Raw genomic sequence first — 12,955 nt, forward strand, 5'->3', positions numbered from 1 at the left:
CTCAGAACGGCGGAGTAGCCTGAAGTGGGTTGTAGAGTAGGTTTCCGAGATACTGGTTGTAGAAGGGCGCTGTGGGAGAGGCAGGGGAAGACATCCAGTAGGTCACTAGCATGAAGGTTAGCCCAAACCCCAGAACTACGGCATAGTATGTCCACTTGCCCACTCCGTCAGTCTCAGCCAGCATGTTTGAAGCCCTCAATCCTAGGTAGATGCCGAAGGCCATTACAGCTTCCATCACAAGGAGAACCCACCAGGCAGCCGTGGCGTTGAGCGGATCGTGACCCAGGGAGTGAAGCAGGCTTCCCCAGAAGGTTGAGTAGATCTCACTGTTGTGCATACCGGCCCCAGTGGGGTCAAGGATCTCGTTGAGGATCAACGGAGATCCGCCTAGAAACTTGGGTAGGTTTCTCACCAGTAACGATGCAGCGAAGATGGGTATCAGCGCATAAGATATAGACGTGAATCCCCACTTCAGGGGTACTCCCCTCCTTTCCTCAAACTTGGCTGCAGCCAGGACCACAAGGATAGGTATCATGTTGATGGCAAAGTAATCCAGGGGGTTTGGATAGCCATGAGTCGAATAGCCAAACTTGGACAGTCCAGGAACTAGTAGCTGAGCGAAATTAACCCATCCTGTCACTTTGCTCAGCCAGGTATCCACCATGGAGTAGAAGGGCAGTGCATTAAGGAACTGAAAGAGGACAACCCCAGTTAGGAGAGTCACTGAGAGGGCTATATCAAACCTCTTCTTGCCTCCGGCGAGATCGCTCAACCATGGGAACCTCTTAACCTGCCAGTCAATGTTGTCGTGGGGGCATGCCTTGTAGCAGTCCGAGGCTAGCCCGCACATGGGTGAGTTCTCCTTACTTCCTGGGGAGGCGAACCAAGGACAACCGTGGAACTTATCGTTCCCCTTCATGCAATCCTTAGTGGTACAGGACTTACATACCTCAGGATTCTTCGCCCTGAAGGTTCCAAGTGGAGAGATTGTCGTGGTTATGGCCAAAGGGGCACTTAGGGGACAAATTGTCCTGCAGAAGGTCCTGTCCTGGAAGAGCAGGCTAATGAAGAGCTCCAGGGCACCAATGTATATCAACACCACTGAGGTCAGTTCCGGAATTCCAGGACCTCCAATTCCGTAAAACTCCTCCATCCAGGTTAGGACCGAGAAGCCCACAGCAGAATAGAAGATGGTGCTGTACTTTATGGGCCACCTGAGGTTTAGCCCCAGCTTCTTGCTCATCTTTTTCCAGGGATGCAATCTGTGGACCCACTCTGCCTGACCGCTAAAGGGGCAGGTCTGGCACCACGCTCTGCCGTTAGCTAGCCAGGTCAACAACCAGAGTAAGGGAAACCAGAACAACCAGCTAATGTCTGAGGCAAAATTCACCAAGGATATCCCTGCAGGACCAAGCTTCTGATACCCCACTAAACCCACAACCATGACTACGTAGAATATTATGAAACTTGGAAGAATGATTGCGAAGTGTGCCCAGCTCTTCTTAAACAGCTTAGAAACCAACCTGGACACTGGGTTATTCCCCTCTAATAGGGAAGGGCGATGTTCACAGATCTCCTTTCCCACTCTGTCAGCTTTCTTCACTATCTCTCTAGGAGGAGAAGCAAAGACCCAGGTATTGGAATGGGACTTCACAGTTAGATCCAGCACAAGATTAACGGCCAGGATTGTGAGAGCCGTAGTGAAAAGTAATATACCGGTCTCTATCATCAAAACCTGCTTAAGTAATACCGCAATTCCAGTAAATGCTCCTGTTCCCACGGTTGAGAGTGCCACATAAAAATTGAATCTCCTTTCATAATTTCTAACCTTTCCAGTAACCTTGTACTCTAACTTCTCCATGGTCTCACCACATTTATACATAATTTAACATGACTAACCATTTTTGTGTACAACCTCTCTTTCTCTAGATAAGGCATCATTTATAAAGATTTCTAAGATTTGTTAACTTACATGAAGTTTGATAATAAATTATTTAAACTTTATAGTGTCTTTGCTATAATAATGTAATTATAATTATGAATAACTCATGAACAGAAGTTAGTTTTTTAAGTAATAGATAAGGAAATCAATGTACTCTTTTCATTAAATACCGTAGAATAGAGTTAGATGTTAACCTTAATGCCTGATTTTAGATTCATATTTTAATGGATTAACTCCGGATCCAGTCTCATCCTCTGCCTCTTTCAATCCAATTGTCTAACCAGACGGGCTTCCAATTCATCGTGAAGTCTTCTTCAAAATTGGAGCTTCAAATGCGTTGGATTTTCTTATGAAAGTTTTTATCCCAAGGGGTATTACATTATTTGATAGTGATGACTAACGAGTTCTTCGCCAAGGTCTTCAACGGGACTAGAAAGGTAAAGAATAGGAATACCTGTCTCCTAGATCCGGAGCTTATGAGGTCTAAGGGCGTCTCCTATGGCGAGACCGTAATTCTCGTAACCAATAGGATTTACCCTCTCCTTGTGCAAGAGGATAGGGAGAGTACAGGGGGTATATCAGTCCATGAGGAAGTAATGAGATATCTCGGGATCAGGAACGGAGAGAAAGTGGTTGTTAGGAAAATTGACCCAGTTGCCCTAAACTCCCTTGTTTTAGCCCCCTCATCACAAAAGACCTTTGACACCAAGAGGCTCAACCTAGAACTGAGAAGCATTCCCGTGTCGAGGGGCATGCCCCTAAGTACTAAGCAAGGAGAGTTTGCCGTGGTTTCCTTTGAACCTAGGGCCGAGGTTGGCATGATAGTCGGGGAGACAGAAATTGAAATAACTGGCGAAATAATCAAGCAAACCCAAAAGAACATACCGCTAGTATCATTGGAGGACGTAGGAGGTCTAACTGATCAAATTATGTCGCTCAAGGAAATCATAGATATAGCATTGGTAAAGCCCGAGGTTCCGAGACTCTTTGGCTTCCGCCCTCCCAAGGGGGTACTCCTATATGGTCCACCGGGTACAGGAAAGACCTTGATAGCTAAGGCCCTAGCTAACTCCGTTATGGCAAACTTCTTCTTCATCAGTGGACCTGAAATAGGCTCCAAGTACTACGGAGAAAGTGAGAAAAGACTGAGGGAGATATTCGAACAGGCAGAGAAATCCGCCCCATCAATGATATTCATAGACGAAATTGATGCCATTGCCCCCAATAGGGATGTAACTAACGGCGAGGCTGACAAGAGAATTGTGGCCCAATTGCTTACCCTCATGGACGGAGTGTCCTCAAGTGGGGGACTGCTGGTTTTGGGGGCAACAAACAGGCCAAACGCCATTGATCCTGCCCTCAGGAGACCTGGAAGGTTCGACAGGGAGATAGAGATACCTGTCCCCGATAAGAGGGCACGATTGGACATCATAAAGATACATACCAGAAGGATTCCGCTTGCTGAGGATGTGGACCTAGAGGCCATTGCTTCCATGACCAACGGGTTTGTTGGGGCAGACCTTGAGGCCCTAGTTAGGGAAGCTACAATGAGTGCCCTACGCAGGACCCAGAATCCAGAGGAGGTTAAGGTAACAATGGCAGACTTTCAAAACGCCATGAAGATTGTGGAGCCGTCAGCCTTGAGGGAGTTTAGGGTAGAAATTCCAAACGTAACGTGGGAGGACATCATAGGACTGGACCAGGTGAAACAGGAGTTGAAGGAGGTCGTGGAGTGGCCTCTCAAGTATTCCAAGTTGTACGAGGAAATGAGAGCAGAAGTGCCATCTGGCGTAATGCTTTACGGTCCCCCAGGAACAGGTAAGACCATGTTGGCAAAGGCAGTGGCACACGAGAGTGGGGCTAACTTCATAGCGGTGAGCGGACCTGAACTCATGAACATGTGGGTTGGTGAGACCGAGAGAGCCATAAGGGAGGTGTTTAAGAGGGCAAGACAGGCATCACCAACAGTCGTGTTCTTTGACGAGATTGATGCAATTGCCACTGTTAGGGGATCAGACCCCAACAAGGTGACGGACAGGGCACTGAGCCAAATGCTCACAGAGATGGACGGAGTTTCCTCTAGGAAGGAGAGAGTGATATTTATGGCAGCAACGAATAGGCCAGACATAGTGGATCCCGCACTAATCAGGCCTGGAAGACTTGAGAAGTTAGTTTACGTCCCTCCACCCGATTTCGAGACTAGGAAAATAATGTTCCAGAGGCTGGTCACTAAACATCCCTTTGACGAATCCATTGATTTCTCCTACTTGGCTAAGATGAGTGAGAGTTTTACCCCAGCCGATATCAAGGGAGTTGTTAACAGGGCAGTCCTTTTGGCCATCAGGAGGTCAGTGAAGGAAGGGAAAACCTCAAAGATAACCTTCGAGGACCTTGTGGAGTCCCTGAAATCGGTGAAGCCCACGGTGACTCAAGCCATGGTAAACTACTATAATTCATTCATGGAAAGGGTGAAGTTAACTGGCACATACGCTTGAAATATTTTCCATTGTGGGACTCTGGGTTTACTCCGTTGGAATGTCAGGGATATTTACGCTGATAGTCCTGGGTATTGGATGGCAGGATTTCGTGAGTTGGCTAGATCTCTTCTATTTATCAAGTATTGAGATAAAACTTATATTCATGATAATTCTATATCTCGGTATTCTTGGTTTCTTGGAGGGGACAGTGGTGTATCCTCCAGCTTACATCATAATGGTGGAAATGGTTCCATTCCTCGTGGTTTTATTCTCACGTAAGATATTCAGAAGGTGAAGAAGATGCCGACGGAGGGGATGAGATCACTAGTAAACTTGGTTCAGATAGGACTTCTCTTCGCAATAGTACTTTTCCTTGATATAATATTCGTTAAGAGCTCTGTTTTGTTCATGGGAATCTTGGCGTTGGACCTTGTGGTTTGCGCTGTTCTACTGTTCTTCGTAATAAAGGATATTCAGAAGTACTTTGACTACTAGTTCCTTGAACTTGTGAGCGGGACCGGTTAGGGCAAAGAAGCTGTGGCCTACCTTTGGCAAGTTAGATTTAGAAAGTCAAAATCTCGTCCATATAATTTTTCAATCAGCTAGACCTCGGAATTCTTTCAACCCTGAAGGAGGTGGCATAGTACTCAAGCATGCCTGCGAGTATACCTAAGTCAAACAACCAAGGAGTGATTATGCTAAGGAGAGACCCCAAGGCCAACACCACGTAAATATATCTCCAATATCCCTTGAACGTTATTCCTACCACCGAAAATCCTAGGGAGGCAATAAGGGAGAAGTATCTCCAGATCAGCAAGTTTTGAAAGATTACAGGCGGAAAAGTGGAGATACCTATTAGCGGGAAGAGGCTCAGGTTGTTTCTCCCCCTACTAAGCAAGATAAGATAAAGCGAGAGCATCTCGGCCATCATGGGGTAAAAGAACCAGTAGCTATTCAAGGAGTTGTCAACGGCCGAAACCAGGGAGGAGAAACTCTTCACCCCAAATTGCGCCAGACCAAAGGTGAGCCCCATGAGCGCCTCATTGACTACCACAAGCCCTGAAAGGGAGTAGTAATGATACCACTTGAACTCAATCCTCTCAGTAAGCCTCTCAGCGACTGCAAAGAAATATCCCAGGAGGAGTATCATGGACGCCATGTTTACCCCGACAGCTATTCCAAGATTCGTCTCTGTGGGATTGAAGAGATAAATGGATGCGCCTACCAACATGAATGCCATCATGAAAAAGGCGAAATAAAGGAAGAAGGTCCCTATCTTGGTTGTCACCTTGAAAACGTAGTAAAGAAGTGCCACTATTATCGCTACCATGAGGGAGGCAATCCCTATCAAAAGAACCAGACTAACATTTCCCATAAATAAAGATTACCTAAAGGGTAAAAAAGTATAGGACTTAAGACTGCCTTATCTTAGTGACATCTACCCTACAGGTGGTCGTGCTCTTAATAACGTAAACTAGTAGCCCCACCAATATTCCCACAGAGGCCAGGGTAAAACCCAGATCGCCATAGAAGGTCATGAGCGCACTTGAGGCCGTCACTACCGAGGTGACCGCATATCCCACAGCGGAGAGTCCACATGAGGGACATGCGGTGAGGACGCTGAAGGCTGTCAGCGAACCTAGGTTTCTCCTCCTAGTCTGAAACACCAGTGCCCATATCGCACCTGACAAAACAGAGGAAGCTATGAGGGCCAGGACTGAGGCCGGATAAAGGTAGAATCCTATGATCCCAGGTACGTAAATTGTGACCGCTGGGGCATACATGGGCTCCCCATACGTTAGAAGTAGTACGGGAGGGTAGGGATAACCTGTAGGCGCTATTATCATCATTTTGGTGACAAGCATCTCCACTATCGCGTAGGCTACGCTGGCTATCACAAAGTACTTCCTGTTGATCTTAGGTATGGTATACCTCGACTTGATCATCAGGTAACCTCCGTAACCCATGAGAACTAGGCCCGCGATCATTAATCCTGTTGCTGAAAGGGTCATGGTCTCCAGGAAGACTAGATCGTAGCCGTTGTAATCAAGGAAGTAGGCCGAGTGTGTCATGAAGAAGACGATCTGAGAGAAGACTGCAACCCCTCCTAGGGCTATCCAGGTTAATCCATCGGTTCTAGACCTCTGAGGTATTCTCAATTGGGAAGGAGTTAGGGAGTACTGACTCATTTTATCCCTGATGTACTGGAGATACTGTATCCCTGCCAACCAGGCTATGGGGGTTCCAAATATCCACGCAGTTATCCAAAGGAGAATGGCCTGTCCCCCCGTGATGTTGTAAAAGGGGATGGGGGATCCTAAAATGAGAGAGATAGGACCAGGCATGATAAGTGACCAACCAATAACGTGCAGTAGACCCAGTCTCACCCATGGCTTAAGGGATGTATATCCAAGTGATCCCAGCAAACCGGCCAGCAACGAAACCGCGGAAAAGGACCATATGGGCATAAGGGGAAAGAGAAGAAATTGTATACTAACCAGGACCACTGAAGCCAGGAACAATGTTTTCCGTACACCCTGGGACAAGTTAATCCTTTCAGTCAGCTTCCTTGAAAGGATGTACCCCCATATCCCACCCGCCAAGAGTCCATCGATAATTCTAACAAGGAAGAAAGTCTCTGAGCTCGGTATCAAGAACATAGCTCCAGTGAACACAAGGGCTGGCACAACTCCGTGATTCCACTTCATCCAGGCAAAGGGATTGGATCCGGTAATTTCAGAGGCAATCACCAACGAGGAAATCGTTAGTATCACGCCGGCAACTATGGTTAGAAGTTCACCTAAGGTGTCCATGAATGCAATCGAGACTAGAAAGGGAATATTGGAGACCGTAGCCCCGATCAACGCAGTGAAGAGCTCACAGGAGCAGGAAAGCGAGGTCGCAAGGAGACCTAGGGATACAGCAAGCTTATGCGTAGTCCTAGTCCTCATGAGCGAGAAGAGAGCCACGTAAAGCGTGACGTTCAGTGCAACAAGGAAGGAGAGAATGAAGGATATTCCCAAGGATAGAGGTGTCATGGCCCAATCAAAGTACCTTGTAGTAATTGCGAGGAACGGACCCCATAGGGGATAGGGCATCTGTGAGGGAGGAACAGGTGTTGAAGTGGTGACTATTACGTTAACTCCTTGGGGAAGAAGTACATTACTCACGAGAAGGATCCTATCCACGTACTGATAGAAGAGAAAATAAAGGACAAAAGTAGTGAAAAAAACAATTTTGTTCCTTCTTACGTTAAAAATATCGGTTAACTTTATTGACTCCAAAGGACCCCCTCATGACGACTCTTGCTTAGCTATCTGGTCTAGGTCAACCTGGGGATCCTTATCAGCCTTCCATAGTATTATGTAGTACCAAATTGGAAACACTACTGACATTAGGAAATAGTTAACCTGGTAGAGGTTTAGCTGAGTCTCTAAAAGCGCCATTATTTATCAAGATAGAATACTTAGAAATGATATAAAAGCCTTTCTAGGATGTTTGATATTAAAGCTTCTAAAATATTCTGGAACTAAACAAAAACTTGTTCAGAATATATCCAGGTCTTTGAGTATCTTCACCATGTAATATGTTGACGGTACAAAGGCCATGGCAAATAGGAAATAGGACGTTTCCACTAGTTGTGAGACTGAATACGGCTTATACACGTCTATGGCATAGTATGAACCCATCTCGAGGAAGATCTCCGCCATGGTAGCCATCATGCTAAAGACCGCGAAAATTGTAATACTCTTCCACACCCTGGTCATAGCATCCCAACCTATACCTGATATAAGTCCAGCGACCGTAAAGGAGATCAACTGAAGAGCTCTAGCACTAGGGTTTATCACGCTGGCCTCAAATGGACCTGGGATATACCAAAAAGTCAGAAGCGCGCCCCCGATTAACCAGGAGAGAATTAGTCCCCTTGTTTTGTAGTTAAAGTCAAGGAAGGAAGAGAAAGTCCTGCCTCCCTTGGCGTACATGAATCTCGCTAGCCATATCCCTATGAGCCCTGCACCCCAAACTAGCATCATATCAAAGGAGAACTTCGCAACTTCCTGAGACGCAGAAATCTGCAACGAGAAAGGATTTACGCTGGCCACCGCAAGGGCCAATCCTAGAAAAAGATATGAGTCGCTTGCCCTAGGCGTCACGTTCACCCCCTAGTTCCATAGTCCTAGAATCACGCCTCCAGCGACCAATACTGCACCAGAAAGCGGAACTATGGCTACAAATGCATCATTGGCATACTGGCTGTATGGTAAAGTTTGGACTAGGAACAAATCTGATATCCAGGCAGCTACACCTATAGCTGCTATAACAGAGCCTAATACCCTTCTAGCAAATTTAACTCCAGCCATACTTATCATGTTTTACTTTATTATTCTACTTTATAAATGTTTATGACTAGAGGATTCGACTTCGCGATTTTTCAGAGAATTGTTACAAGTTAGTTGAGGAACAACCAGAGAATAGTCCAGATTGGGGATAGTTTGCGTTGCATGGTATTAGTTAAGGAATTAATTGAATATCAAATCAAACTGACGTAATGTGATAAAGTGAAAACTAAATCATATATATGGACTTTGTTGCTCCAGCCCTTGTATTTCCCTTAACCTTCATGAATCTAGTATTTTCTAGTATTTTAGGAATGCGCTATACAAGTTCATATCTGTTTATTATCTCTCCGCAGGAATCGTTTGAATTACGATGTAACCGAAATTGTCTAAAAGGGGAAGGAATTTGGATTGAAACAAAGAGTCACATTACCCTTCGGTCCTTTGAGGAACCTTGCGTCCATGTAAAAGAGCCAGTATGGAGATCGCAGCTACAGGTATCAGAAGGTAAACAGTCGTATCCACCGTATCAAATACTAGAGCCCCAAAGAACAACGCTAGAGAGGCTAAGGAGACGGCAGGATCTTTCTTATAAAGGAGAAAGGCTGAACCTAGCCCCAGTATCGCTACAGCGAATATTATGGGAGGCATCCAATCCCTTACTCCTAGGATGCCTAGGACGTAGGGAAATACAACTCCTATCATAATTCCGAGCCCAGGAATCGCGTTCATATACACCAGTGCACCCACTACGATAGCCAAAACCGCTATAGGTGCCAAATATTTCTTCGAAATACCTCGCTTGATTGCATATGCTATGAATATGGAGCCAGAAACAATAACAGTATAGGCCATGATCTCACCCGCAAATGACGTAATTGCGCCGTAAGCAGAACTATTACTTAACTCAATGAGCCAGTTCCCCACTAATACAAGGTAAGCTACCAGATCTGGTATGAAAGCAAACAACAGGATCCACTCCTTAAGATATACTGTCACCACAATAACAGTAGAAATGAGCACGAAAACGTAGACCAGAGAGTACAAAACTGGCGGATTGAACGAAGTATTGTCATAACCTAAATAAAGATGAACTGCATCTAAAAGCAAGGAGAGATAGAGGCTTGCCCAAATTAGGGCCTTTCCCTTCGTATCAATTCTCGAGTAATAACCCGCCATACCAATAAGTATTGGCTGGATGATGAGGACCAAGCCAAAGGCTATCTCCCCTATTACGAACATGACTGAAAATACCCTTTCCACGATTGGCGTATTTACCGCCATACCAATGGGAATGACCCCAGCTAGAAACTCCCTATTAAACATTAGCTCGAACATAAGGGCTAAAACGTAAATAAAGGAAAAAAGAGTTAAATTAACTCCTGTTTCGCGGTTCATTTCCTATCTGCCTTAATAGTTTGATTATTGTATTTAGCCTTATCACTTGGGTTGGAAGAGTCCTGTAATTCATCAGGAAGAAGGCAATGGCCGGAGCTGCAAAGGCGTTACCCAACAATATAAGTGGTAGGAATCCTGTGGAACTGGAGTTAGCTGGCTGGATGTAGAGGTTCCACCAGAAGGATATGGACTTGAAGTCCACAGACTCTCCTGAACCACCCTGGAAGACAGCGAACGCCACGTGATAGGTCTGCCCTGGTTGTAGCTGAATCTGATAGTGGGACTCACCCTGTCCTCCAGATACTCCCACAGTGGAGAAGGTCCTGGCAAACTCCGCGATCATGTAGGGGCCTGTTGGGGTGTTAACGAACTGGAAACCTGTAGCTACTACTGAGGGATCCCATAACTGCGACCCATTGACCATACCATTCATGGCCTCGAAGGGATTGACGTGGGGGTTGTCAAGCGAGGGGAAAGAAACCTGATAGGCGCCACCTATGTAGTAGATCGATGAACCGTTCACGAAGGCATCAGCTATTAGTCCTTGATTTGGCAGATATCCTAGGTTAAGCGGGTCCTTGTACTGAGGATAGTGGGTGTAAGGTGGTGGGGAGGTTCTGCTGAATAAGGTGGGACCTGGATAACCAGCGTCCTGTGTATTGTTTGCCCTCGGGTTGCTGTTCAAAATCCAAAGCTCAGCTTGACCGGCAGATAGGGCTCCAGAGGTTCCTGGCATCATGTGAGGTGTGTAAGCTACCTGTGTCCAGGAATTGGGAACTCCACCTAGTAACCACAGAATGGCTAACCTCTCCGGATACATGTATGTACTGTTGTAGAATAGGGATACATACCCAGCAGTGTCCTCTGGATAAAACAGGTTATAGGTATCCTGTGCCCATGTGGTCCCGTTAAGTCCCATGGCAAGGAACTGGCTCAATGACGTCACTGGAGTCCCATTGTAGTTCAGGTTGATGGAGGTTACGTTTATTGGATTTCCGTTGTTGAGAGGATTGCCTTGAGGATCTATGGCACCTACTATCTGGCCATAAAGCTTTCCACTTTGGTTATACACATATATCGTTATTGGATTTGTGAGTGCTTGACCTGGTGGATAACCTAGTTGCTCCGATGTGGGAAGAGTATAGACCGAAGCCACACCCTGGTTACTCGAGCTGTAGGACACATTCACAACCCACCAGCCCTTTGGAATGGGATGCGCGAATGGTTCCCATATTTGACCTGTAGGTGTCGTTTCAGGGCAAGCTAACCAAGACTCCTGTCCAACCACTGGAGCCTTCATTAAGATGAAGATGTAGGGTACTCCCTGCACATATGTCCAGGCAGCCTTAACATACACGATCGTCGTATGCCCTGATATTCCATCAGGAACTGGAACTGTTGGCTCCAATGGAACCGAGCTGAAGGGTATTTGCTGCCAGAACGACTCTGATCCAGGGTTTCCTTCATTTATCTGGGCATTGGGTATATAGTACGCTGTTACAGTGTTGGCAGCGTTAGACGCAGCATTCAATAGAACATCTGCACCATAAGCTACACCAACTAAAACCAACATAAAAACGAAACCTAATATGAGAAGAGTTTTTACATTGTTTCCATTTGCCATTACACTCTCACCTCATAAACCATTAACTGTGAAAATATCATTTCCTTGATCTCCTCCTTAATTCCGCGTGAGATAGTAGGGAACCTATCCCAAATAGAAAGATGGCAAGACCGAAGAAGTTTATGAAGTAGTTGGCTGTAGTCCCACTCGTGAGGTTCATTCCATTAACGTCGAAGTATTCCACAGGGTAGGTGACAGTCGTAGTTCCTGCTACCAGCACTATGAGTCCAATTATTGCTAGGATGATTCCAAGGTATAGGAAGGAATTACTGTTGGCCATCTTCTCACCCCGTGGATGAGGAATTCACGTATGGGTCCCATGTTCCCTGTGGCATTACACCACCAGTTATCTGAGAGGCTAGCGTCGCGTTGGAGGTGGCCAGTATTGTCCCGACCAGCCACGAATGGCCTAGGCCAGTGGCAGCAGTACCGCAATACTCGGCACAGGCAACATGATATAGCCCTGGTTGCGGGAACACATACACCAGATATGAGTAGTAGCCGGGCACTGCCTCTGCACCTACGCTCAATGGGATAGTGAAGTTAGATGTTGCAGCCTGAATGAAGAATTCGTGAAACACATCTACACTATGTATTACAAACACCACTGGCTCACCCACGGGCACCACTGTGAAGTTGGTGTAAACCTTGTCGTGAGGGTAGAAGTCCCAGTGCCATTGCTGTCCTGTAACGTAAATAATGACATACGGACCCTTATAGGAGCCGATGGCATTAGTGAATTCTGCGTGTACGACGCCTTCACCGGAAGGAATGTGATCAGAGACAAAGTTAGGATTGAACCCTAGGTAATCATAAGTGCTGTACTGCGTTTCCAGAGATATGATAGCTACAATACATAATACGAAGAATAGAGCTATTACAGTACCACGTTTCACCTTTTCACCTTTATAACAACCCCAATAAACCTACTTAAAAACCTTTTGTTTCTTTAGTAAGATACCATTTTCGTGTATTTCTAAAATAATAATTACAGAACATTGCCGGGATTAACACACCGTCCAGCTATTAACACACCCCAGTTTCACTTTGATAGATATATTTACTAATTTTATAAAATACAAAAAACTTTTACATCATACTGTACATTAACAGGGTTTAAAGATTTTTTAGTATAGCTATTGAATGGGTAATCATAGTAAGTTTTTTTAATTTAGGG

At 45.7% G+C, this 12,955-nt stretch carries 13 protein-coding genes; 3 read left to right on the forward strand and 10 right to left on the reverse strand.

The annotated features are described in order from the left end of the window. Position 1: 1 nt before the first annotated feature. Positions 2–1,861, reverse strand: a complete 1,860-nt coding sequence (locus MSED_RS02410; RefSeq protein ID WP_012020434.1) for a 4Fe-4S binding protein — start codon at positions 1,859–1,861, stop codon at positions 2–4. A 473-nt stretch (positions 1,862–2,334) separates the two neighbouring features. On the opposite strand from MSED_RS02410, the gene MSED_RS02415 reads away from it, so the two are divergent. Genes MSED_RS02415 through MSED_RS02425 form a run of 3 tightly spaced genes read left to right on the forward strand, consistent with a single transcriptional unit; the run spans position 2,335 to position 4,914 of the window. Then, positions 2,335–4,437, forward strand: coding sequence for an AAA family ATPase (locus tag MSED_RS02415; RefSeq protein WP_048060240.1), 2,103 nt, complete (start codon positions 2,335–2,337; stop codon positions 4,435–4,437). Positions 4,438–4,450: 13 nt separating this feature from the next. Then, entirely contained in the window at positions 4,451–4,714 is a 264-nt protein-coding gene (locus tag MSED_RS02420; protein WP_012020436.1) for a hypothetical protein, read from the forward strand. Between the two features lie 5 nt (positions 4,715–4,719). After that, on the forward strand, positions 4,720–4,914 hold the full coding sequence (locus tag MSED_RS02425; protein WP_012020437.1) for a hypothetical protein: 195 nt from the start codon (positions 4,720–4,722) through the stop codon (positions 4,912–4,914). Between the two features lie 103 nt (positions 4,915–5,017). Here the strand turns inward: MSED_RS02425 and MSED_RS02430 are convergent, their stop codons facing one another. From MSED_RS02430 to MSED_RS02465, 9 genes are all read right to left on the reverse strand, one after another. Then, a complete protein-coding gene (locus MSED_RS02430) occupies positions 5,018–5,794 on the reverse strand; it encodes a hypothetical protein (RefSeq protein ID WP_012020438.1) in 777 nt (258 codons plus the stop codon). A gap of 37 nt (positions 5,795–5,831) precedes the next feature. Then, positions 5,832–7,703 carry a hypothetical protein gene (locus MSED_RS02435; RefSeq protein WP_012020439.1) on the reverse strand — a complete coding sequence of 624 codons (1,872 nt, stop codon included), beginning with the start codon at positions 7,701–7,703 and terminating at the stop codon, positions 5,832–5,834. A gap of 9 nt (positions 7,704–7,712) precedes the next feature. Beyond that, positions 7,713–7,865: a hypothetical protein gene (locus MSED_RS12260; protein WP_155464920.1), complete on the reverse strand. Its 153-nt coding sequence runs from the start codon at positions 7,863–7,865 to the stop codon at positions 7,713–7,715. 99 nt (positions 7,866–7,964) lie between these two features. Beyond that, positions 7,965–8,573 (reverse strand): DUF1404 domain-containing protein, encoded by a 609-nt coding sequence (locus MSED_RS02440; protein ID WP_012020440.1) that lies wholly within the window; start codon positions 8,571–8,573, stop codon positions 7,965–7,967. A gap of 9 nt (positions 8,574–8,582) precedes the next feature. Continuing rightward, positions 8,583–8,780: a hypothetical protein gene (locus MSED_RS02445; protein WP_048060242.1), complete on the reverse strand. Its 198-nt coding sequence runs from the start codon at positions 8,778–8,780 to the stop codon at positions 8,583–8,585. Between the two features lie 405 nt (positions 8,781–9,185). After that, on the reverse strand, positions 9,186–10,094 hold the full coding sequence (locus tag MSED_RS02450; RefSeq protein ID WP_144418726.1) for a hypothetical protein: 909 nt from the start codon (positions 10,092–10,094) through the stop codon (positions 9,186–9,188). A 37-nt stretch (positions 10,095–10,131) separates the two neighbouring features. Beyond that, positions 10,132–11,778: a DOMON domain-containing protein gene (locus MSED_RS02455; RefSeq protein ID WP_012020443.1), complete on the reverse strand. Its 1,647-nt coding sequence runs from the start codon at positions 11,776–11,778 to the stop codon at positions 10,132–10,134. A gap of 37 nt (positions 11,779–11,815) precedes the next feature. Further along, complete coding sequence (locus tag MSED_RS02460) at positions 11,816–12,058, reverse strand: hypothetical protein (RefSeq protein ID WP_012020444.1); 243 nt, start codon at positions 12,056–12,058, stop codon at positions 11,816–11,818. Between the two features lie 4 nt (positions 12,059–12,062). Further along, positions 12,063–12,674 (reverse strand): cupredoxin domain-containing protein, encoded by a 612-nt coding sequence (locus MSED_RS02465; RefSeq protein WP_012020445.1) that lies wholly within the window; start codon positions 12,672–12,674, stop codon positions 12,063–12,065. Positions 12,675–12,955: the final 281 nt, after the last annotated feature.

The sequence above is a fragment of the Metallosphaera sedula DSM 5348 genome (assembly GCF_000016605.1).
GTDB classification, from domain to species: Archaea; Thermoproteota; Thermoprotei_A; order Sulfolobales; family Sulfolobaceae; genus Metallosphaera; species Metallosphaera sedula.

Bases quoted from the DNA above. Each gene is read 5' to 3' on its own strand.
- MSED_RS02410 (WP_012020434.1), bottom strand. From the start codon at position 1,861: ATGGAGAAGTTAGAGTACAAGGTTACTGGAAAGGTTAGAAATTATGAA.
- MSED_RS02415 (WP_048060240.1), top strand. From the start codon at position 2,335: ATGACTAACGAGTTCTTCGCCAAGGTCTTCAACGGGACTAGAAAGGTA.
- MSED_RS02425 (WP_012020437.1), top strand. From the start codon at position 4,720: ATGCCGACGGAGGGGATGAGATCACTAGTAAACTTGGTTCAGATAGGA.
- MSED_RS02430 (WP_012020438.1), bottom strand. From the start codon at position 5,794: ATGGGAAATGTTAGTCTGGTTCTTTTGATAGGGATTGCCTCCCTCATG.
- MSED_RS12260 (WP_155464920.1), bottom strand. From the start codon at position 7,865: ATGGCGCTTTTAGAGACTCAGCTAAACCTCTACCAGGTTAACTATTTC.
- MSED_RS02445 (WP_048060242.1), bottom strand. From the start codon at position 8,780: ATGGCTGGAGTTAAATTTGCTAGAAGGGTATTAGGCTCTGTTATAGCA.
- MSED_RS02450 (WP_144418726.1), bottom strand. From the start codon at position 10,094: ATGTTCGAGCTAATGTTTAATAGGGAGTTTCTAGCTGGGGTCATTCCC.
- MSED_RS02455 (WP_012020443.1), bottom strand. From the start codon at position 11,778: ATGGCAAATGGAAACAATGTAAAAACTCTTCTCATATTAGGTTTCGTT.
- MSED_RS02460 (WP_012020444.1), bottom strand. From the start codon at position 12,058: ATGGCCAACAGTAATTCCTTCCTATACCTTGGAATCATCCTAGCAATA.